Annotated in this window: 21 protein-coding genes and 1 tRNA gene; 14 read left to right on the plus strand and 8 right to left on the minus strand. The window is 65.4% G+C overall.

The window, feature by feature from the left end; translation table 11 throughout:
* Positions 1 to 27 precede the first annotated feature (27 nt).
* Complete coding sequence (locus GEU84_RS02395) at positions 28 to 1,056, plus strand: LLM class flavin-dependent oxidoreductase (RefSeq protein WP_152823884.1); 1,029 nt, start codon at positions 28 to 30, stop codon at positions 1,054 to 1,056.
* 14 nt (positions 1,057 to 1,070) lie between these two features.
* On the opposite strand, the gene GEU84_RS02400 is transcribed toward GEU84_RS02395, so the two are convergent.
* The 5 genes from GEU84_RS02400 to GEU84_RS02420 form a co-directional block, all read right to left on the minus strand.
* The gene (locus GEU84_RS02400; RefSeq protein WP_152823885.1) at positions 1,071 to 1,844 is read right to left on the minus strand and encodes a squalene/phytoene synthase family protein; all 774 of its coding nucleotides are present in this window, start codon (positions 1,842 to 1,844) and stop codon (positions 1,071 to 1,073) included.
* Complete coding sequence (locus GEU84_RS02405; RefSeq protein WP_152823886.1) at positions 1,841 to 2,560, minus strand: class I SAM-dependent methyltransferase; 720 nt, start codon at positions 2,558 to 2,560, stop codon at positions 1,841 to 1,843. Before GEU84_RS02405 ends, GEU84_RS02400 begins: the two co-directional genes overlap by 4 nt.
* Entirely contained in the window at positions 2,557 to 4,200 is a 1,644-nt protein-coding gene (gene cimA, locus GEU84_RS02410) for a citramalate synthase (protein ID WP_152823887.1), read from the minus strand. The genes GEU84_RS02405 and cimA overlap by 4 nt, the downstream gene beginning before the upstream one ends.
* A complete protein-coding gene (gene cysS, locus GEU84_RS02415) occupies positions 4,197 to 5,720 on the minus strand; it encodes a cysteine--tRNA ligase (protein ID WP_152823888.1) in 1,524 nt (507 codons plus the stop codon). Before cysS ends, cimA begins: the two co-directional genes overlap by 4 nt.
* A gap of 212 nt (positions 5,721 to 5,932) precedes the next feature.
* Complete coding sequence (locus GEU84_RS02420; RefSeq protein ID WP_152823889.1) at positions 5,933 to 6,406, minus strand: hypothetical protein; 474 nt, start codon at positions 6,404 to 6,406, stop codon at positions 5,933 to 5,935.
* 148 nt (positions 6,407 to 6,554) lie between these two features.
* Here GEU84_RS02420 and GEU84_RS02425 point away from each other — a divergent pair, with 148 nt between their 5' ends.
* From GEU84_RS02425 to GEU84_RS02435, 3 genes are all read left to right on the plus strand, one after another.
* Positions 6,555 to 6,896, plus strand: a complete 342-nt coding sequence (locus GEU84_RS02425; protein ID WP_152823890.1) for an MmcQ/YjbR family DNA-binding protein — start codon at positions 6,555 to 6,557, stop codon at positions 6,894 to 6,896.
* 90 nt (positions 6,897 to 6,986) lie between these two features.
* A complete protein-coding gene (locus tag GEU84_RS02430; RefSeq protein ID WP_152823891.1) occupies positions 6,987 to 7,481 on the plus strand; it encodes a hypothetical protein in 495 nt (164 codons plus the stop codon).
* Positions 7,482 to 7,607: 126 nt separating this feature from the next.
* Positions 7,608 to 8,099 (plus strand): hypothetical protein, encoded by a 492-nt coding sequence (locus tag GEU84_RS02435; RefSeq protein ID WP_152823892.1) that lies wholly within the window; start codon positions 7,608 to 7,610, stop codon positions 8,097 to 8,099.
* Positions 8,100 to 8,120: 21 nt separating this feature from the next.
* On the opposite strand, the gene GEU84_RS02440 is transcribed toward GEU84_RS02435, so the two are convergent.
* Together GEU84_RS02440 and GEU84_RS02445 are read right to left on the minus strand one after the other, a co-directional pair.
* Positions 8,121 to 9,932 (minus strand): ABC-F family ATP-binding cassette domain-containing protein, encoded by a 1,812-nt coding sequence (locus tag GEU84_RS02440; RefSeq protein WP_152823893.1) that lies wholly within the window; start codon positions 9,930 to 9,932, stop codon positions 8,121 to 8,123.
* Positions 9,933 to 10,036: 104 nt separating this feature from the next.
* The gene (locus GEU84_RS02445; RefSeq protein ID WP_174539271.1) at positions 10,037 to 10,807 is read right to left on the minus strand and encodes a GNAT family N-acyltransferase; all 771 of its coding nucleotides are present in this window, start codon (positions 10,805 to 10,807) and stop codon (positions 10,037 to 10,039) included.
* Positions 10,808 to 10,931: 124 nt separating this feature from the next.
* Between GEU84_RS02445 and msrB the strand changes: the two genes are divergently transcribed.
* Positions 10,932 to 11,327, plus strand: a complete 396-nt coding sequence (msrB, locus tag GEU84_RS02450; protein ID WP_152823895.1) for a peptide-methionine (R)-S-oxide reductase MsrB — start codon at positions 10,932 to 10,934, stop codon at positions 11,325 to 11,327.
* 36 nt (positions 11,328 to 11,363) lie between these two features.
* Here the strand turns inward: msrB and GEU84_RS02455 are convergent, their stop codons facing one another.
* Positions 11,364 to 11,849: an outer membrane protein assembly factor BamE gene (locus GEU84_RS02455; RefSeq protein ID WP_152823896.1), complete on the minus strand. Its 486-nt coding sequence runs from the start codon at positions 11,847 to 11,849 to the stop codon at positions 11,364 to 11,366.
* A gap of 220 nt (positions 11,850 to 12,069) precedes the next feature.
* On the opposite strand from GEU84_RS02455, the gene GEU84_RS02460 reads away from it, so the two are divergent.
* The 9 genes from GEU84_RS02460 (at position 12,070) to GEU84_RS02500 (ending at position 18,598) form a co-directional block, all read left to right on the plus strand.
* Positions 12,070 to 12,639, plus strand: coding sequence for a YceD family protein (locus GEU84_RS02460; RefSeq protein ID WP_152823897.1), 570 nt, complete (start codon positions 12,070 to 12,072; stop codon positions 12,637 to 12,639).
* A gap of 237 nt (positions 12,640 to 12,876) precedes the next feature.
* Positions 12,877 to 13,083: a 50S ribosomal protein L32 gene (rpmF, locus tag GEU84_RS02465; RefSeq protein ID WP_152823898.1), complete on the plus strand. Its 207-nt coding sequence runs from the start codon at positions 12,877 to 12,879 to the stop codon at positions 13,081 to 13,083.
* A gap of 27 nt (positions 13,084 to 13,110) precedes the next feature.
* Positions 13,111 to 14,277, plus strand: coding sequence for a phosphate acyltransferase PlsX (plsX, locus tag GEU84_RS02470; protein WP_152823899.1), 1,167 nt, complete (start codon positions 13,111 to 13,113; stop codon positions 14,275 to 14,277).
* The gene (locus GEU84_RS02475; protein WP_152823900.1) at positions 14,274 to 15,245 is read left to right on the plus strand and encodes a beta-ketoacyl-ACP synthase III; all 972 of its coding nucleotides are present in this window, start codon (positions 14,274 to 14,276) and stop codon (positions 15,243 to 15,245) included. The genes plsX and GEU84_RS02475 overlap by 4 nt, the downstream gene beginning before the upstream one ends.
* Positions 15,246 to 15,334: 89 nt before the next feature.
* Positions 15,335 to 15,637, plus strand: coding sequence for an integration host factor subunit alpha (gene ihfA, locus GEU84_RS02480; RefSeq protein ID WP_152823901.1), 303 nt, complete (start codon positions 15,335 to 15,337; stop codon positions 15,635 to 15,637).
* 12 nt (positions 15,638 to 15,649) lie between these two features.
* Positions 15,650 to 16,792 carry a MerR family transcriptional regulator gene (locus tag GEU84_RS21010; RefSeq protein WP_241427545.1) on the plus strand — a complete coding sequence of 381 codons (1,143 nt, stop codon included), beginning with the start codon at positions 15,650 to 15,652 and terminating at the stop codon, positions 16,790 to 16,792.
* 64 nt (positions 16,793 to 16,856) lie between these two features.
* Positions 16,857 to 16,934: transfer RNA gene (locus tag GEU84_RS02490), tRNA-Pro, on the plus strand.
* Between the two features lie 77 nt (positions 16,935 to 17,011).
* Positions 17,012 to 18,091 (plus strand): 2'-deoxycytidine 5'-triphosphate deaminase, encoded by a 1,080-nt coding sequence (locus GEU84_RS02495; protein WP_152823902.1) that lies wholly within the window; start codon positions 17,012 to 17,014, stop codon positions 18,089 to 18,091.
* A 48-nt stretch (positions 18,092 to 18,139) separates the two neighbouring features.
* Entirely contained in the window at positions 18,140 to 18,598 is a 459-nt protein-coding gene (locus GEU84_RS02500) for a hypothetical protein (RefSeq protein ID WP_152823903.1), read from the plus strand.
* The last annotated feature ends 4 nt before the right edge of the window (positions 18,599 to 18,602 follow it).

Below are 18,602 nucleotides of genomic sequence, written 5' to 3' on the forward strand. Positions count from 1 at the left end.
CTAACTCTGCGTCAAAGGAGACTTTCGATGACAGTAGAACTTGGCCTTGGCACGTTTGGCGATGTGACGCGCGAATCTGATGGCAGCCTGCGCGACCAGCGGCTTGTGCTGCGCGATGTGGTGGAAGAGGCGGTGCTGGCCGATTCCGTGGGCGTCGATTTCATCGGGCTGGGTGAACATCACCGCGATGATTTCGCCATCACCGCGCCAGAGATCCTGCTTGCGGCGATTGCGGCGCGCACCAGCCGGATCCGGCTGGGCACGGCGGTGACCGTGCTGAGCTCGGATGATCCGGTGCGGCTGTTCCAGCGGTTTTCCACGCTGAACGCGATTTCCGGCGACCGGGGTGAGGTGATCCTGGGGCGCGGCAGCTTCACTGAAAGCTTTCCGCTGTTCGGCCACAAGCTGAACGATTATGAACTGTTGTTCAACGACAAGCTGGACCTGTTCAGCACCCTCATCCGCGAGGAGGAGGTAACATGGCAGGGCCGCACCCGCCCTGCCCTGAAGGACCAGCGCATTTACCCGCCGCTGGGGCCTGATGGTCTGGTGACATGGATCGGCGTGGGTGGCAGCCCGGAGTCTGTGGTGCGGGCGGTGCGCTATGCCATGCCGATGATGCTGGCCATCATCGGGGGCGAGCCGCGCCGGTTTCTGCCTTTTGTCGATCTGTATAAACGCGCGTGGAAACAGGCGGGGGGCGACCCGCTGCCCTTGGGCGTGCATTCGCCCGGCCATGTGGCTGACAGTGATGCGCAGGCGCGCGACGAGGCTTTTGCCGGCTACCGCGTGCTGCATGACCGCATCGGGCGGGAACGTGGCTGGCCGCCCACCACCCGCGCGAATTTCGACGCCGAGGCGGATGGTGGTTCGATGTATGTGGGATCACCCGAGACCGTGGCGCGCAAGATTGCGGCTACGGTGAAAACGCTGGGTCTGGCGCGGTTTGACATGAAATATTCGCAGGGCACGATGCGGCCGGAACAGCTTTTGCGTTCCATCGAGCTTTACGGGACCAAGGTGAAGCCGATGGTGCAGGAATTGCTGGCGAAGTAACGGTTGGCCCCGTTTCAGGGCCGCCCGGTGAAGGCCCGCCATAGCAGCCCGCCGCGTTTCTGGAACTCGGTCAGGTGCAGCGCACCGGCGGCGACCCGCCCCGGTTCGCGCTGCGCCAGTGCCAGCAGCCCGCTCGTCTGCCACCCGGCCCAAAGGGCGGGCATGGCAGAGCCGGGCAACCGGCGCAGGGCGGGCATTGCCCGCCACAACCGGGCCAGCCCGTCGCCCGCCAGCGCCGCCACAGCCTCGGCCCGGCCATCGACCAGCGGGATGCGGCCCCGCGCCTCCAACTCTGGCACGGCGCGCAGCCAGTTGGCCAGCCCCATGGCCCAGCCCGCATCACGCACCGCCGGTTCCGCCACCGCAGGGGCCCCCAGCGCCAGCGCCGCCAGCCACATCAGCCCGCCCGCCGTATCGGCCAGATGCGCGTCAAACGCCGCGCGGTCGGCAAAGGCATCGCGGTAAATGTCCCAGCGGCGCGCGGCCACGATGGCATCCAGCACCGCCACGGGCAGCGCATGGTCGCGGATCACCTGCGCCAGCGGTGTCACCACCTCATGCGCCCTGACCCTTCCCTCTGCCGCCTCGGCCACAGCGTCACGCCAGAATTGCAGCCGCATTTCGGCAATCATCGCCTCTTGCGTCATCCAGGGGGCGCGGGCGACCTCCAGATTGAAGGCATAAAGCGGGAACAGCACCGCGCGGGCGGTGGGTGGGGCCGCCATGGTGGCGGCAAAACGGTCTGGGTCGCCGCGTTCGACCATGGCGGCGCAGGCGGCAAGGCTCATGCGGCAGGCTCCGCCACCACCAGCAGATAACCGTAGTCACCGCCATGGTCACGCCACACCGCCAGTTCCGCCTCGGTCTCTGCCAATGCCTCGGCAAGGGCCGGGTCGCCTGCGGCCCGCAGGGCGCTGACCCGTGCGGCGAGGGGGGTGTAGTAGGCGGCCCAGGCTGAATCTGACAGCCACCGATCCGCGATGACGGTGTAACCCGCTGCAACCACCTGCGCGTGAATTCCCGCCCGGTCGGTCATGCCCGGATATTCCAACCAGAAGGCCCGCGCCGTGGCAGAAGGTGCGTCGTGCCGCCAGGCCGCATCCGAGAATGCCACCCGACCTTCCGGGGCCAGATGCCTGCGCCACGCAATCAGCGCCGGCGTGATGCCCATGTTGTATATGGCGCCCGCCGACCAGATCAGATCGAACAGGCCGTCGGGGGCCAGCATGTCACCCTCGCGCACCGTCACCCGCGTGTCGGCGGCATGGGCTTCGGCCACCCGTGCGACAAAGTCCGGGTGTTTGTCCAGCGCTGTCACATGGCCCTGCGGCACATGGGCCAGCAGCGACGCAATATCGGCGCCCGGGCCGCAACCGGCATCCAGCACCCGCGCATCCGGCCCGGTGCCCGCCTGCGCCACCGCCCAGTCAAGGCTGTCGCGGTCGCCCGGCCCTTCGCGGACCAGCCCCGAATGGATGGTGAAGAACGCCTCGCGCGCAGTCATTCCGCCGCCTTTCCCACAGTCCCGGGCTGGCCCACATCGCGGATCAGCTTCCAGTTTATCGCATCCAGCAGCGCCTCGAAACTGGCGTCCACGATGTTGGGCGAAACCCCCACGGTGGACCAGCGCCGCCCCTGCCGGTCTTCGCTGTCGATGATCACGCGGGTAACGGCCTCGGTTCCGCCTTGCGTGATGCGCACCTTGAAATCGACCAGCCGCATGTCGTCGATCACCGCCTGCCAGGGCCCCAGATCCTTGGCCAGCGCCTTGGCCAGCGCGTTCACCGGCCCGCGGTCCGTGCCCGCCGCATCCATGGATTCCGACACCGACAGCATCTTCTGGTCGCCGATCTTCACCACCACCACCGCCTCGGACAATGAGATCATGCGGTTATACTTGTTCTTCCGCCGCTCCACCGTCACGCGATACCGCTTTACCTCGAAGAATGTGGGGCACAGGTCCAGTTCCCGCCGCGCCAGCAGCTCAAAGCTGGCCTGTGCGCCGTCATAGGCATAGCCCTGATCCTCGCGGTCCTTGATCACCTCCAGAATCCGGCCCAGCCTTGGGTCGCCCGGGGCCACCGCAATGCCCGCCGCCGCCAGTCGCGCGCGCAGGTTCGACTGGCCCGCCTGATTGCTCATCGGGATGATGCGTTCGTTGCCCACCAGCGCGGGGGGAATGTGTTCATAGGTGCTGGGGTCTTTCAGGATGGCGCTGGCATGCAGCCCCGCCTTGTGCGCAAAGGCCGAGGCGCCAACGTAAGGCGCGGCACGCTGCGGCACCCGGTTCAGAATGTCATCCAGTGACCGGCTGAGCCGCAACAGCCCCGCCAATGCCTCATGCGTGACCCCGGTGGTGAAGCGGCTGGCATAGGGTTGCTTCAGCAACAGCGTGGGGATCAACGTTGTCAGGTTGGCATTGCCGCAGCGTTCGCCCAAGCCATTCAGCGTGCCCTGCACCTGCCGCGCACCCGCGTCGATGGCGGCCAGGGAACACGCCACCGCATTGCCGGTATCGTCATGGCAATGGATGCCAAGGCGGTCGCCGGGGATGCCCGCGTCTATGACCTCGGCGGTGATGCGCCCCACCTCGGCAGGCAGGGTGCCGCCGTTGGTGTCACACAGCACCACCCAGCGCGCGCCCTGTGCCAGTGCCGTATGCAGGCAATCCAGCGCATAGCCGGGGTTGGCGCGGTAGCCGTCAAAGAAATGCTCCGCATCGAACAGCGCCTCGCGCCCCTGCGCCGTGACATGGGCGATGGAGGCGCGGATCGCGTCAAGGTTTTCGGCCAGTGTGACGCCAAGCGCGGTGGTCACATGAAACTCATGGCTCTTGCCCACGAGGCAGACGGTGCCGGTGCCCGCGTTCAGCACAGCCGCCAGCACATCGTCATTCTCCGCCGACCGGCCTACCCGTTTGGTCATGCCAAAGGCGGTCATCCTGGCCCGGGTCTGCGGGGCATGGGCGAAGAAATCGCTGTCGGTGCGGTTGGCACCCGGCCAGCCACCCTCGATATAGTCGATGCCAAGCTGGTCAAGCGCGATGGCGATCTGCCGCTTTTCCGCGGTGGAGAATTGCACGCCCTGCGTCTGCTGCCCGTCGCGCAGGGTGGTGTCATAGAGGTGGAGGCGTTCGGGGGTCATTCGAGTATACTTTTTATTGTTGCTACAGTGGCACGACCGTTCAAATGCCCTTGCCCCCCGTTCGTGCCGTTTGCAGTGCGATAGGCACGCAAAGACAAGCCAGCAACCTCAGCTTTCTTTTTCAGATTATCCGCGCGCTCAAAGTCCTTTTCACGCCGAAGGTCTAGCCACTTTCGAACTACGTCCATAGCCGAGCTTGCTAGATTTTCGGGGAATGGACCCCAACCAATTACGCCAACGGTAGGCATATAGTCGAAGCCTTCTCGCTTCACTGTGCCATCAGGCAATTCAAACACATATGCATTGGCCCAGTCCTCATTTGCAATCTGGGCTAGATCAAACCCCAAGAACTCGGCTGTCGCCAATAACACGCTTGGGTCGCCATTCTCCGCTATTCTTCCAAGTTCCGTCAGCGCCTCAGAAGTGTTCAAGTCATCTTCTAGTTCAAACACAACATCTTCACTTACTTCGCCAGCCTTAACCCCTGCAACTAAATGCGCCCATGTTCGTAGTTTTTCCGTTGCCTGTTTCGCCTTCTCCGCCGTCCAGTCCATCGGTTTCGAGTAATGCGTCCCCAGCATCACCAGCCGGATCACTTCCCCTGGATAACCCTGATCCAGCAAATTGCGCACGGTAAAGAAATTGCCCAAGGATTTGGACATCTTCTTCCCCTCCACCTGCAACATCTCGTTGTGCAGCCAATAGCGCGCGAATTTCTTGGCCCCAGTCGGATCACCCTCATCCGCCAGCGCGCAGCAGGATTGCGCGATCTCATTCTCGTGGTGCGGAAATTGCAGGTCCATCCCGCCCGCATGAATGTCGAACGTATCGCCCAGCAGGTCCAGCGCCATGGCCGAGCATTCGATATGCCAGCCGGGGCGGCCCCGGCCCCATGGCGAATCCCAGCCCGGTTCCTCGCCTGACGAAGGTTTCCACAGCACGAAATCCATCGGGTCGCGCTTGTAGGGGGCCACCTCCACCCGTGCCCCCGCGATCATGTCATCCACTGACCGGCCCGACAGCTTGCCATAGGCGGGGTAGGACCGCACGTCAAACAGCACATGGCCCTCGGCGGCATAGGCATGGCCGCGCGCGATCAGCCCTTCGATCATCGTCACCATCTGGGGGATGTATTCCGTGGCCCTTGGCGCGTGATCGGGGCGCAGGGCCCCCAGCGCATCCATGTCGGCGTGATACCAGCCGATGGTTTGCTCGGTCCGTTCGCGGATCAGCGCCTCCAGCGGGCGGGGGTCGCCCGCCTGCTGGCGGGCCAGTGCCGCCGCGTTGATCTTGTCATCCACATCGGTGAAGTTGCGCACATATGTGACGGCACCCTCGCCGTAGACATGCCGCAGCAGACGGTAGAGCACGTCAAACACCACCACCGGCCGGGCATTGCCCAGATGCGCGCGGTCATAGACGGTGGGGCCACAGACATACATCCGCACATTGCCGGGATCCAGCGGGACAAAATCTTCCTTGCGCCGCGTGCGCGTGTTGTAAAGCCGGATGCCGGTCATGGTCGTTCCCCGCCAGAGGCAGGCCCCGCTTGCCATCCCTGCCCCCGTCCCGGCCCGGGCCCCTTCGTCATAGAGTGGAAACGAAAACAGCCGCCCGCCGGAACGATGTCAGCAGGTAATGCAGCAGATCGGGGCGATGCGTGTTTTCATGGCCCCGGGCATAGCGCAAAACCGGCCCCGCGGGCAAGGAAAAACCCGCGGGGCGCGGCGTGTCAGGCTATCATCCGCGCCTCGTGCCAGCGCACCACCATGGCCGCGACCACGGCAAACAGCACATGGCCGACAAGCGCCACCCAGGTGATGCCGGTAAAGCCCAGGAATGCCGGCTGCCCCGCGATCAGCGTGGCCATGAAATACATCGCAAACACCCACAGGCCCACACCATACAGCAGCGCCACCGGGAACCACGGCAGGCCGGGGGCAAAGCGCCGCGCCAAAGGTTCGGCGATGAACATCCAGCCAAAGGGATAGGCCAGCAGCCCCGCCATATAATGCAGGAAATGCGCGCCGGGCCCATAGGCTGCGCCGGTCAGCACCTTGATCACGTTGTTGGCCAGTGGCACAGGGGCAAGGCTGGCAAAGCCCAGCATCGGCGACAGGCTTTGCCCGAAGGCGTCAAAGGCCACGGTGGCGACCGAACCGGCCAGAATCATGGTCCAGAGGGTTGAAAGGTTTGCGCTGCGCATCGTTGTCTCCGTTTCTGCCCCGGGGGCGTTTCATGGCGCCGTGATAGGCGCTGAGCCGGGGCCAGGCCTAGGCCGTGTCAGGTTTTTCACCGCGATGTTTTTGTTTGAAATGCTGTAACATCCTGGCCGGGAGTGCTATTCTTGGCCCATGACACGCGCCCTTGTGAACCGCCATTGCGCCACCCTGCCCGGGGCCGAGATTTCGGATCCCTGGGGCGGCGGGCATGATGCCTGGAAGGTGGGCGGCAAGATGTTTGCCGTGGTGGGTGTGATGGATGATGGCGTGTCGGTGAAATGCCCCGATACCGAAACCGCCGCCCTGCTGATCGAAATGGGCCGGGCGGTGCGCGCGCCCTATTTCCATGCCAGTTGGGTGCGCCTGCCGTGGAGCGTGGAGTCCGACGAGATTGCCGAACGGCTGACGACATCCTACCGCATCATCCGCGCGGGCCTGCCGAAAAAGGTGCAGGCGGCGCTGGGGCCGTTCTGACGCCGCGCGGCGCGGCATGACGGCAACTGTCACTTGTCTTTTGTGCCCGGGCGACGGCCTGCTGCCGGTGCATCACACAAAGGATACCCCATGCGCGCCCTGCTCGTTTTCGCCCTGCTGATCGCTGCGGGGGCTGCCGAGGCCCGCAATGTGCGGGAGACCCATTTTGAAAACCCGTCGCAGCCCAGCGACCGCTGTTTCGACCGGGTCTACAGCCGCGACCATATGCGCAAGCACCCGCAGCAGACGGTCACGCGGCTGACGGTGATCCTGTCGGAAACGCCCGGGCCGAGGGGTGGTGCGGTGCTTGATCTGTTTGCCGAGCTGAAGAACGGCATGGGCGGGCAAAGCAACTTTGCCAAGGTGATCTGCGCGCCGCTTGGCAGTGTGCTGGATTGCACACCCGCAGACGGTTCCGCCGGGGGCGTGACGGTGCAGGCGGCCAAGGGCGGCGCACTGCTGGTATCACTGAAATGGCAGGGGCTGATTTTCGACAACCCCGAGGGCGGCATGTGGGTGCAGGGCGACGCGGGCGATGACCGGCAGTTTCTGGTACCCAACGTGGCGCCCGAAGCCTGCTATTGACCCCTGCTGCGGCGCGGCTTGCAGCCAGCCGGTGGCACCGCGCGCACCTGCCGCCCGGCAAACTGTCACTTGCCTTTCGCGTGCGGGCAACCTCCTGATAAATCATTCTCATCCAAAGGAAAACTGATGCGCAATCTTCTTGTTCTGGCCCTGGTGCTGACCGGCGGGGCGGCCGAGGCCCGCAATGTGCTGGACACGCATTTCAACAGCCGGGGGGCGGCCAGCGATGGCTGTTTCGTCCGCAGCTATACCCGCGCCCATCTGGCGCAGCATCCGCGCCAGACCGTGCGGCAGATGATGGTGATCCGGTCGGCCGAGCGTGCCCCGCAGGGCGGCGTGGTGGTGGATGTTCTGGTGGCAGTCAACGCCCCCGACCCGACCCATGCGATTCAGGCAAGCTGCACCGCGCGCGGCGACAGGCAGGTCTGTGTGAACACGGATGGCTCGCAGGGCGGCTTTACCCTCAGCGCCGCCAAGAATGGCGCGCTGCTGATGCAGTTGATGCCGCAGGGGCTGGTCTTTGGCGCGGCCGACAACGAGGGCGTCTGGTTGCAGGGCGATGCGGGCGACGACAGGGAATTCCTGATCCCGAATGTCGATCAGCAAAACTGCATGTGACAGTCACACGGCAGGGCGGCCTCAGCCGCCCGCCTTTTCCTCCAGCGCCAGCCATTCGGCCTCGGCTGCCGCCAGCACCTTCTGCCGTTCGGCCAGCATCTCGCCCGCCTTGCGGAACTTCACCGGCTCTTTCTGGAACAGATCGTCGGATGACAGAAGGTCGGTCAGCTTGTTGATCTCGGCTTCCAGCTTTTCGATCACGTCGGGCAGTTGTTCCAGCCGCTTGCGTTCAGTGAAACTCAGCCCCTCGCTGCGCCGCGATTCAGGCTTTGTGCTGGCCGGGGCCGTGGTGCGGCGGGCGTCGAACACCTCCTCCACCTGCGCCACACCGCGCTGCGCCTGATAATCGGACCAGCCGCCGGGATAGACCGTGGCCGAGCCCTGCCCTTCCAGCGCCACGGTGGCGGTGGCCACGCGGTCGATGAAATCGCGGTCATGGCTGACCAGCAGCACCGTGCCGTCATATTCGCCCAGAATGTCCTGCAACAGATCCAGCGTTTCCACATCCAGATCGTTGGTCGGTTCGTCCAGGATCAGCAGGTTCGATTCCTTGGCCATGATGCGGGCCAGCAAAAGCCGGGCCTTTTCACCGCCTGAAAGGCTGCGCACCGGGGCGCGGGCCTGCCGTTCGTCGAACAGGAAATCCTTCAGATAGCCCACCACATGTTTCGGAACACCCCGCACCATCACCTGATCGGAGGCACCCGAAACCGCCATCGTCGGATCATTGGTCAGGTTGTCCCACAAGGATTCGTCCGGGGCCAGTTGCGCGCGGGTCTGGTCGAACACAGCAATTTGCAGGTTGGTGCCCAGCACCACATTGCCACTGTCAGGCGCAATTTCACCGGTCAGCATTTTCAGGATCGTGGTCTTGCCGACGCCATTGGGGCCGACAAAGGCCACGCGGTCGCCACGCAGGATGCGCAGATCGAAATCGCGGGTGATCACCCGGTCGCCGAAGGCTTTGGAAATGCCCCTGGCCTCGATCACGCGCTTGCCCGATTGCGGGCCGGCCTCCAGCTCCAGCTGGGCCGTGCCCTGCCGGCGGATCTGGCTGCCGCGTTCCTCGCGCAGCGCGGCCAGCGCCCGCACCCGGCCCTGATTGCGCTTGCGCCGGGCGCTGATGCCTTCAACCGCCCATTTCGCCTCGGCCTTGATCTTGCGGTCAAGCTTGTGGCGGGCGTCATCCTCTTCGGCCCAGATGGTTTCGCGCCAGTCCTCGAAACCGTCAAAACCGGATTCGCGGCGGCGCACCTGCCCCCGGTCGATCCACAGGGTCGCCTTGGTCAGCGCCCGCAGGAACGCCCGGTCGTGGCTGATCAGCACGAAGGCGGTGCGCGTGCCTTTCAGCTCTTCCTCAAGCCACTGGATCGCCTGAATGTCCAGATGGTTGGTCGGCTCGTCCAGCAGCATCAGTTCGGGCGCATGGGCCAGCAGTTTCGCCAGCGCCGCGCGGCGTTTCTCGCCACCCGAGGCGGATGTGACCGGCGTTTCCGGCGTGAACTTCAATCCCTCGGCCACCATGGCCACGCGGTATTCCTCGCCCTCGGGCAGTTGTGCCGCGGCGAAATCGCCCAAGGTCGCAAAGCCCGACAGATCGGGATCCTGCTCCATATAGCCCACCACCACGCCGGGCGGCACCACACGCGCGCCACGGTCGGGTTCAACCAGACCGGCCATCACCTTCATCAGGGTGGATTTGCCCGAGCCATTGCGCCCCACCAGCGCCACCCGGTCACCCGGATGCACCACAAGGTCAAGGTCGTCGAATACCGGATTGCCGCCGAAAGTCAGCGAGATGCCGGAGAGTTGCAAAAGGGGTGCGCGTGCCATGCGGGCGGGGTATCCGGGGCGGAAGGCGGCGTCAACGGGGGGCGGGGCCTTGTTCAAAATCCTTGGAAGGATTTTGGCAAATTTCTTGCAAAAGAAATTTGGCGCTACCCCGCCACGCCGCGCAGCAGCCGCGCCCGGGCGGGGGGGATCGCGCGGATTTCCAGCCCGGTGAACACATGCAGCGTGTTCAGATCCCGGTCCACCACGGCGTGATCGCTGACCCAGCCGCCCATCAGCAGATAGGTGCGCAGCAGGGGCGGCATGCCCAGCATGGCGCGTTTGGCATCCGGCGTGCGGCGGCGCAGTTTCTGGGCAAAGCGGAACACATTGGGCGCCTTCACCCGTGGCAGCCAGCGTTTCGGGGCCAGATGCCGGTCTTTCAGCATGGCGAAGGCGTCGTGATACGCCTCGGCCTCGGTCCCGTGAAAGCTGGAGCAGCCGAACAGCATCTCGACCCCCTGCTCGTCCACATAGGCGGTCATCGCGCCCCAGGCCACGCGCAGGATGTCGGGGTCGCGCCAGTCGGGGTGGATGCAGAAGCGGCCCATTTCCACCATCGGCCCTTCGAACTTCTTCAGCGCCGACAATTCATAGAACTGCGCCGAATAGCTGCGGCCAATCTCGGTGCCGCCGGTCAGCGGCAGCAGCCGGAAACAGCACACCAGCGTGCCGGTCTTCACCTCTTCCACCAGGACATGCGTGCAGACCGCGTCGAAGGCATCGGCATCGCGGCCTTCGGCGCGCGGGCCGTTCTGCGGCGGAACCACGGCATCAGCGCCGATGAATGTCAGGAACCGCAGCCGCTGGGCGCGGGCCAGATCATCCTCGGTGGCCGCGATACGCGCCGCATAGCGGCCTTTGCGCAATGCCAGCACGGGTTGCCTCCTTCTTGGCTTGGCGAACCGGGAACGGCCCCCTAGATATGACTGCGAAGCACCCTGCATGCAAGCTGTGACGGCATTGCGACAGGGCATGACAACGCGGCAAGGAGTGGCCAAAATGACGATTTCGGTGCAGAAGACGGACGAGGAATGGCGCGCGCAACTGTCGGATCTGGCCTACAAGGTGACGCGCAAGCATGGCACGGAACGCGCCTTTACCCATGACAATTTCCCCAAGGAACCCGGCACCTACCGCTGTATCTGCTGCGACGCGCCACTTTTCGACCAGGCGCAGAAGTTCGACAGCGGCACCGGCTGGCCCAGCTTCTGGGCGCCGCTGGATGAAACCGCCGTGGAAACGCAAGAGGACCGCGGGTTCTTCATGCGCCGCACCGAGGTGCATTGCGCGGCCTGTGCTGCACATCTGGGCCATGTGTTTCCCGACGGGCCTGCGCCCACCGGCCTGCGCTATTGCATGAACGGCGTGGCGCTGAAGTTCGAGCCGGGCGAGTAAGGCAAAGGGCGGCCCCAGGCGGGCCGCCCGGACGGGTCACTCCAGCACGTCCTCGGCGCGGATGCGGCCCAGACCACCCAGCAATTGCGAGATCAGCGACACGCCGCGCACGTTGGTTTCGGTCACGCGGCGCGACAAGGGCACGACGCGGCCCTGTTCCAGGCCAAAGCGTTCGACATTCTGCACCACGCCCTCGGGGGTAAAGCTGATGGCGACAACCTGGCGGTCCACCTCTTGCGGTGCGCGGGCACCATAGTGGCGGTAGCGGCTTTGCACGTAATACCAGCCTTCGTCGTTCAGAAGGCCGGCAGCCGAGGGGCGGCCCACAACCTCGGCCACCGTCTCGCGCGTGTCGCGGCCCACCTCGATCTGGGCCAGATCAGTGTCTTCGGGGGCATAGCCATGGTTGCGGAACACCGGCGAACAGGCCACCGCCAGCATCACCGCAAGGCCCAGCGTCAGGTTGCGCGCCCTGCGGGCCAAGCGCCCTGCCCCCGTCCCGTTTCCCCCTGCCAGACCCATCTCGACCTCTTGCCTTGCGGGTCCAACACCCGTATCCCGAACCGATCCGGCGCAACCCTGCCGGCGGCTTTGTCTTGGCTTACAGAAGGTCGCGCTTCTGTTCAAGAAAGGAACGCGGCGGCAACGCTTTGCTGCCGTTGTCACGGCACAGCGCCGCCCGGGCGCCCCCGCCTGGACATCGCGCGCCGCCCACATGCGAACCCACAAAGGGACATGACCCATGAGTGATGCAAAACCCGTCAGCCCCGACCTGCCGCTGAGCCTGCCGTTCCGCTCGGCCGCGCTGCCCACACGAAAGCCCACCCGGTTTGATCTGGCTCCCGATGGTGCCACACAGGCGATGGTGGCCACGCTTCTGGGGATCAGCAACGTCAGGGGCCTGACCTTCAAGGGTGAGATCCGCCCGGCGGGCAAACATGATTTCGTGCTGGAGGGGCAGTTGTCGGCCACCGTGGTGCAGCCTTGCGGCATCACGCTGGCCCCGGTGACGACGCGGATCAACGAGGCGGTGCTGCGCCGCTATCTGGCCGATTACACCCCGCCCGGTGCCGAGGAGGTGGAAATGCCCGAGGATGACAGCGAGGAACCGCTGCCCGAGGTGATCGACGCGGGTGCCGTGGCGGTCGAGGCGCTGGCGCTGGCGTTGCCGCTTTACCCCCGCGCGCCGGGGGCCGAACTGGGCGAGGCGGTGTTCGCCGCACCGGGGGCCGCCCCGCTGCGCGAGGCCGATCTGAAACCCTTCGCCGGCCTCGCAGCGTTGAAAGACCGCCTGACCCCGCCCGAGGACTAGCGCCGCATGGCCAGCGCCCTGCCCCGCCTTCGCCACATGCCCTGACCCGTTCACCCCGTGCCGCAAGCCCTTGACCCGCCCGCAGAACATGGCACAGAAAGGGCTTGCACCCGCGCGGAATCGCAGTATGTTCCGCGCCTTGTTTGCAGTATGGATCAGCGGTGCCCATCCGGGGTGTCGATGCGTGATCCCCCAGAAAAATCAGGGGCTTGCCCCTCCAAAGCCCAAGGTTGAGACATGGCTGTCCCGCAGAACCGAGTCACCAAATCCAAGCGCAACATGCGCCGTGCCCATGACGCGCTGGTCGCGTCGAACCCTGCCGAATGCTCCAACTGTGGCGAGCTGAAGCGCCCGCACCACGTCTGCGGCGCCTGCGGCCATTACGATGCGCGCGAAGTCGTGGCGACGACCCGCGAAGTCGATCTGGACGAGGACGCGGCGTAAGCCGCGCCCCACGGCAGCGCAGCCCCGATGTCGCACGGCACCGATCTTCCGGCACGCGACCATGCGGCGCAGGATGTTCATGCCCCCGGGGCCGCGCGTATCGTCATTTCAGTCGATGCAATGGGCGGTGATCGCGGACCGGCAGCGGTGGTTGCCGGTCTTGTCGCATCGGCGGCCAAGAACCATGACATCGCGTTCATCCTGCATGGTGACGAGGCGCTGCTGGCCCCGCTGGTGGCCCGGCGCAAGCAACTGGCCGGGCGCTGCGAGATCCGCCATGCCCCGCGCGTGGTGACGATGAGCGACAAGCCCAGCCAGGTGATGCGCCATGGCGAGGGCACATCCATGTGGTCGTGCATCGACGCGGTGAAAAAGGGCGAGGCAACGGTGGCCGTGTCCTGCGGCAACACGGGCGCGCTTATGGCGCTCAGCATGATCCGCCTGCGCAAGTTGCCCGGCGTCAACCGGCCGGCCATTGCCTGCCTCTGGCCGTCTCGCAACCCCGGCGGGTTCAACGTGATGCTGGACGTGGGGGCCGACATCAAGGCCGATGCCGAGGACTTCCTGCAATATGCCACCATGGGCGCGTCCTATGCGCGCAACGGCCTGCATCTTGACCGGCCCCGCGTCGGCCTGCTGAATGTCGGCACCGAAGAGCACAAGGGCCGCGCCGAACTGAAACTGGCCCATGACATGATCGCGGCATCCGCCCTGACCGGGGATTTCGAGTTTGTGGGCTTTGTCGAGGGCGGCGACATTCCCGGCAACCGTTGCGATGTGATCGTGACCGACGGATTTACCGGCAACATCGCCCTGAAAACCGGCGAAGGCACGGCCAAGCTGATTTCGGATTTCCTGAAAGAGGCGTTCAACGCCACCTTCCTGTCGAAAATCGCGGCCCTGCTGGCGCTGACCAGCCTGAAGCGCCTGCAAAAGCGCATCGACCCGCGCCGGGTGAACGGCGGGGTGTTCCTGGGGCTGAACGGCACAGTGGTGAAATCGCACGGGTCCGCCGATGCGACCGGCGTGTCGGCGGCGATCAAGCTGGCGTTTCAACTGGCGAAGTCGGGCTTCAATGACCGGCTGGCCGCACGGGTTGCAACGGCGGGGCGCGCGGGGCAGGATGCACCGCGGGACGAGGCGACCCGCACAGAGGCGACCCGCATCGAGGCAAGGAACGGGACCACCGAATGACAATACGCGCCGTGGTCAGGGGCGTCGGGCATTACCTGCCCGACCGCATCGTCACCAATGCCGAGCTTGAGGCCCGGATAGACACATCGGATGAATGGATCCGCACGCGATCCGGCATCGAGCGGCGGCATGTCGCGGCAGACGGGCAGATGACCTCGGATCTGGCGACACGGGCCGCGCAGGCGGCGCTGGCAGACGCCGGAATGGTGCCTGCCGATGTCGATGCGATCATCGTCGCCACATCGACCCCGGATCTTACCTTTCCGTCGGTGGCCAGCATGGTGCAGGGCGCGCTGGGGATGACGCAGGGATTTGCCTTTGACGTGCAGGCGGTCTGCGCCGGCTATGTCTTTGCGCTGACCAATGCCGATGCGATGATCCGCACGGGCCAGGCGCGGCGCGTGCTGGTGATCGGGGCCGAAACCTTCAGCCGTCTGATGGACTGGACCGACCGCACCACCTGCGTGCTGTTCGGCGATGGTGCGGGTGCCCTGCTGCTGGAGGCGCAGGAGGCTGAGGGCCTGCCGACCGACCGGGGCATATTGTCATCCGACCTGCATTCCGACGGGCGCTACCGTGATCTTTTGTATGTCGATGGCGGCACATCCACCGGAATGACCGGGCACCTGCGCATGCAGGGCAAGGAAGTGTTCCGCCATGCCGTTGAAAAGCTGGCAGAAACTGCGCATACCGCGCTGGCCAAGGCGGGGCTGACGCCTGATGATGTGGCCTGGATAGTGCCGCATCAGGCCAATCTGCGCATCATTGTCGCCACGGCGCAGCGCATGGGTGTGGGGATGGACCGCGTGGTGGTCACGGTGCAGGATCATGGCAACACATCGGCGGCGTCGATTCCCCTGGCCCTGTCAGTTGGCAAAGCGCGCGGGCAGATCAAACAGGGCGATCTTCTGGTGACAGAGGCCATAGGTGGCGGGCTGGCCTGGGGTTCGGTCGTTCTGCGCTGGTGATTTCCTGTCTGAATGACGTGCCCCAAGTGGTTGATATTGACTCGGAAATTCAAACGCCGCATCCTGCTGAAAAATCCCAGGGGGGCGACATGAGTGAGAAGACTCTGACACGTATGGATCTGAGCGAAGCCGTGTTCCGCGAAGTGGGCCTGTCGCGCAACGAATCTGCGCAGCTGGTGGAATCGGTGCTGCAACATCTGTCCGATGCGCTGGCGGGCGGCGAGACGGTGAAAATATCGTCCTTCGGCACGTTTTCGGTGCGTGACAAATCGGCCCGTGTCGGCCGCAACCCCAAGACTGGCGACGAGGTGCCCATCAGCCCCCGCCGCGTGCTGACCTTCCGCCCCTCGCATCTGATGAAGGATCGCGTGGCGGCTGGCGGCAAGGGCTGATCGGGGACGCTGATGGAAAAATCGGCCGAAGCCTTTCGCACCATCAGCGAAGTGGCCGAATTTCTGGAAACCCCGGCCCATGTGCTGCGGTTCTGGGAAAGCCGTTTTCCGCAGATCAGGCCGGTGAAACGCGCGGGCGGACGGCGCTATTACCGCCCTGCCGATGTGGCCCTGCTGTCGGGCATACGGCGGCTCTTGCATGATGAGGGCATGACCATTCGCGGGGTGCAGAAAATCCTGCGCGAACAGGGGGTTCGCCATGTGGCCGGGCTGCATGATGCCCCGCAGGACGATGCCTATGACGCGATGACCGCCGCGGCTGAGGCACCGGAACAGACAGGCTTCGCCTTTGACGCGCCCGGCCCGCTGGGCGAGGTGATCCGCCCACAGTTTGGCGCGGTTGCCGCCCGCATTGATCCGGCCACGGATACCGGCGAATTTGCTGACGCCGAAGACGCGCGCGATTTGGACGGCGACTGGCCCGCCGCAGAACCGCCGTTGCTGGACCAGCCCTTTGCCGAAACCGGCACCGATGACCTGCCGCATTGGGGTGAGGCCGCGCCGGATGAAAGCACCGGTGATCCGGCTGATGGCTTTGCGCCCGCCGCTGCGGATATGCCGCAAACAGACGACACCTGGCAGACGGACGAGGGCCTGTGGGAAGCCACCGCCAGCCCGGTTGATCTGGCCGGCGACAGCGGCGACGAATCTGCGGCATTGCCGGACAATCCCGCGCCCGAGGCCGACCAACGCGACCAGACCGGCGACGACGCGCCAGAGGATGATGCCGCCAATCTTTGGGCCGATGTCGCAGCGGAACCGCATGGCGGGGCAGAGCCGGATTCGCAACCCGCATCTGAACCCGGCACCGGATTTGCCCCCGATGAGGATGACGAAGCCCATTTCGCAGCGGCAGAGGATTCCGCGGCGTTGCCCCAAGACAACGCCACCGCCCCCGAATCTGACCCCGAATCTGCCCCCGATTCTGCGCCTGATCCGGCCGAAGCCGCGCCGCCGGTCTGGCTTCCCTCGCTGCTGCGTGCCCTGCCGCCCGCTGCCCTGGCAGGGCGGCAAACCGCGCTTTTGCCGCTGGTGGCACGCCTTGCCGCGCTGCGCGACCGCATGGCCGAGGCTGCCCGGGCCAGCCGAAAGTAAGCGCCGCCACCATGCGCTTTCCCGCTTGCCCCCGCGCCGAATATTGGTATGTAACGCCCAGTGTCGGGCCGTGGCGCAGCCTGGTTAGCGCGTCCGTCTGGGGGGCGGAAGGCCGCGAGTTCGAATCTCGCCGGCCCGACCAACAAGAAACCGCCCGCCTTGCCCCGTGCAAGCGCGGGCGTTTTCTTTTCTGATGCCGCATCAAAAGGATAGGCCCAGATGACCACCGGCGTTCTGCCCTCGCAGACCCTGCGCGACCTGATCGCCCGGGGCGTCATCACCGCCGATCCCGCCATCCTGCCCGCGCAGGTGCAGCCCGCCAGCCTTGATCTGCGGCTGGGCCATGTGGCCTACCGGGTGCGGGCGTCGTTTCTTGCGGGCAAGGGGCGGCGCGTGGCCGACCGCATCGCCGAATTCGGCATGCATCAGGTTGATCTGACGCCCGGCGCGGTGCTGGAAAAGGGCTGCGTCTATGTCATTCCGCTGATGGAGGGGCTGGCCCTGCCCCAAGGCATCACGGCGGTGGCCAATGCCAAATCATCGACCGGGCGGCTGGATCTGCTGACGCGCACGATCACCGATGGCGGGGTGGAGTTTGACCGGATCGGCGCAGGCTATCACGGCCCGCTTTATGCCGAGGTGTGCCCGCGCAGCTTTTCGGTGCTGGTGCGCCCCGGCATGCGGCTGAACCAGATCCGGTTCCGGCAGGGGCAGGCGGTGCTGGACGATGCCGCGCTGACGGCGCTGCATGCCGACGAGCCGCTGGTGTCGGGCGATGCGGTGATTTCCGAAGGGCTGGGGTTTTCGGTCGATCTGCACCCCGGGGGCAGCGATCTGGTGGGCTACCGCGCGAAACCGCATACCGGGGTTATCGACCTTGACCGTATCGGCCACTACCGCGCGCGAGAATTCTGGGAGGAGGTCCGCACGACCGAGGGCCGCATCATCCTTGACCCCGGCGCGTTCTATATTCTGGTCAGCCGCGAGGCGGTGACGATACCGCCCGATTATGCCGCCGAAATGGCCCCCTATCTGGCGATGGTGGGTGAGTTCCGGGTGCATTACGCGGGCTTCTTCGACCCCGGTTTCGGCCATTCGGCGGCAGGCGGCGCGGGCAGCCGCGGCGTGCTGGAGGTGCGCTGCCACGAGGCGCCCTTTGTGCTGGAACATGGGCAGGTGGTGGGGCGGCTGGTCTATGAATGGATGAGCGCGCGGCCCGACATGCTTTACGGCAGCGGCATCGCATCAAACTATCAGGGTCAGGGGCTGAAACTGTCGAAGCATTTCCGCATGGGGTGACAGCGGTTGTCACTTGCCACCGGGGCCCGCGATGCGCTTGATGGGCGCATGAAACACACCCGCGCCCTTTGCCCCGCCATCGCCGCTTTCGCCTTTCTGGCCATGCCTGCCTTTGCGCAGGCAGCCCCCGCCGAGGATGTCTATCTCAGCGTCACGATGACGGCCTATGTCAGCGCCGACGCCGACCCGACCGCATTTCAGGCGGTGTCGATGCCAAGCCCCGGGCAGATCAGCATTTCCACGGCGGCCAGCCAAAGCGATGCCGTCATCACGCCGGAACAATCGGCCCTGCTGGGCAACGCCGTGCAGGCGATGGTTGACCGCATCACCCTGACCCCGGGCCCGGGGGTGGAGGGCCAGTTGCCGCTGCCCTATCTGGTGGTGGAATGGGGCGTGTCGAACGACACCAGCAGCAACGGTGGCGGGTTCAGTTTCCTGCCTGCCGATGTGCCGCCCGAAATCACCGCCCTGCAACAGGCGATGTTTGCCGATGACCTTCTGCCATGAGGTA

Origin of the sequence: Fertoeibacter niger (genome assembly GCF_009380135.2) — a bacterium.
GTDB lineage: Bacteria > Pseudomonadota > Alphaproteobacteria > Rhodobacterales > Rhodobacteraceae > Fertoeibacter > Fertoeibacter niger.

What these genes read in the sequence shown, in the direction of transcription:
- GEU84_RS02395 (WP_152823884.1), top strand. Translation starts at nt 28, where the DNA reads ATGACAGTAGAACTTGGCCTTGGCACGTTTGGCGATGTGACGCGCGAA.
- GEU84_RS02400 (WP_152823885.1), bottom strand. Translation starts at nt 1,844, where the DNA reads ATGAGCCTTGCCGCCTGCGCCGCCATGGTCGAACGCGGCGACCCAGAC.
- GEU84_RS02405 (WP_152823886.1), bottom strand. Translation starts at nt 2,560, where the DNA reads ATGACTGCGCGCGAGGCGTTCTTCACCATCCATTCGGGGCTGGTCCGC.
- cimA (WP_152823887.1), bottom strand. Translation starts at nt 4,200, where the DNA reads ATGACCCCCGAACGCCTCCACCTCTATGACACCACCCTGCGCGACGGG.
- cysS (WP_152823888.1), bottom strand. Translation starts at nt 5,720, where the DNA reads ATGACCGGCATCCGGCTTTACAACACGCGCACGCGGCGCAAGGAAGAT.
- GEU84_RS02420 (WP_152823889.1), bottom strand. Translation starts at nt 6,406, where the DNA reads ATGCGCAGCGCAAACCTTTCAACCCTCTGGACCATGATTCTGGCCGGT.
- GEU84_RS02425 (WP_152823890.1), top strand. Translation starts at nt 6,555, where the DNA reads ATGACACGCGCCCTTGTGAACCGCCATTGCGCCACCCTGCCCGGGGCC.
- GEU84_RS02430 (WP_152823891.1), top strand. Translation starts at nt 6,987, where the DNA reads ATGCGCGCCCTGCTCGTTTTCGCCCTGCTGATCGCTGCGGGGGCTGCC.
- GEU84_RS02435 (WP_152823892.1), top strand. Translation starts at nt 7,608, where the DNA reads ATGCGCAATCTTCTTGTTCTGGCCCTGGTGCTGACCGGCGGGGCGGCC.
- GEU84_RS02440 (WP_152823893.1), bottom strand. Translation starts at nt 9,932, where the DNA reads ATGGCACGCGCACCCCTTTTGCAACTCTCCGGCATCTCGCTGACTTTC.
- msrB (WP_152823895.1), top strand. Translation starts at nt 10,932, where the DNA reads ATGACGATTTCGGTGCAGAAGACGGACGAGGAATGGCGCGCGCAACTG.
- GEU84_RS02455 (WP_152823896.1), bottom strand. Translation starts at nt 11,849, where the DNA reads ATGGGTCTGGCAGGGGGAAACGGGACGGGGGCAGGGCGCTTGGCCCGC.
- GEU84_RS02460 (WP_152823897.1), top strand. Translation starts at nt 12,070, where the DNA reads ATGAGTGATGCAAAACCCGTCAGCCCCGACCTGCCGCTGAGCCTGCCG.
- rpmF (WP_152823898.1), top strand. Translation starts at nt 12,877, where the DNA reads ATGGCTGTCCCGCAGAACCGAGTCACCAAATCCAAGCGCAACATGCGC.
- plsX (WP_152823899.1), top strand. Translation starts at nt 13,111, where the DNA reads ATGTCGCACGGCACCGATCTTCCGGCACGCGACCATGCGGCGCAGGAT.
- GEU84_RS02475 (WP_152823900.1), top strand. Translation starts at nt 14,274, where the DNA reads ATGACAATACGCGCCGTGGTCAGGGGCGTCGGGCATTACCTGCCCGAC.
- ihfA (WP_152823901.1), top strand. Translation starts at nt 15,335, where the DNA reads ATGAGTGAGAAGACTCTGACACGTATGGATCTGAGCGAAGCCGTGTTC.
- GEU84_RS21010 (WP_241427545.1), top strand. Translation starts at nt 15,650, where the DNA reads ATGGAAAAATCGGCCGAAGCCTTTCGCACCATCAGCGAAGTGGCCGAA.
- GEU84_RS02495 (WP_152823902.1), top strand. Translation starts at nt 17,012, where the DNA reads ATGACCACCGGCGTTCTGCCCTCGCAGACCCTGCGCGACCTGATCGCC.
- GEU84_RS02500 (WP_152823903.1), top strand. Translation starts at nt 18,140, where the DNA reads ATGAAACACACCCGCGCCCTTTGCCCCGCCATCGCCGCTTTCGCCTTT.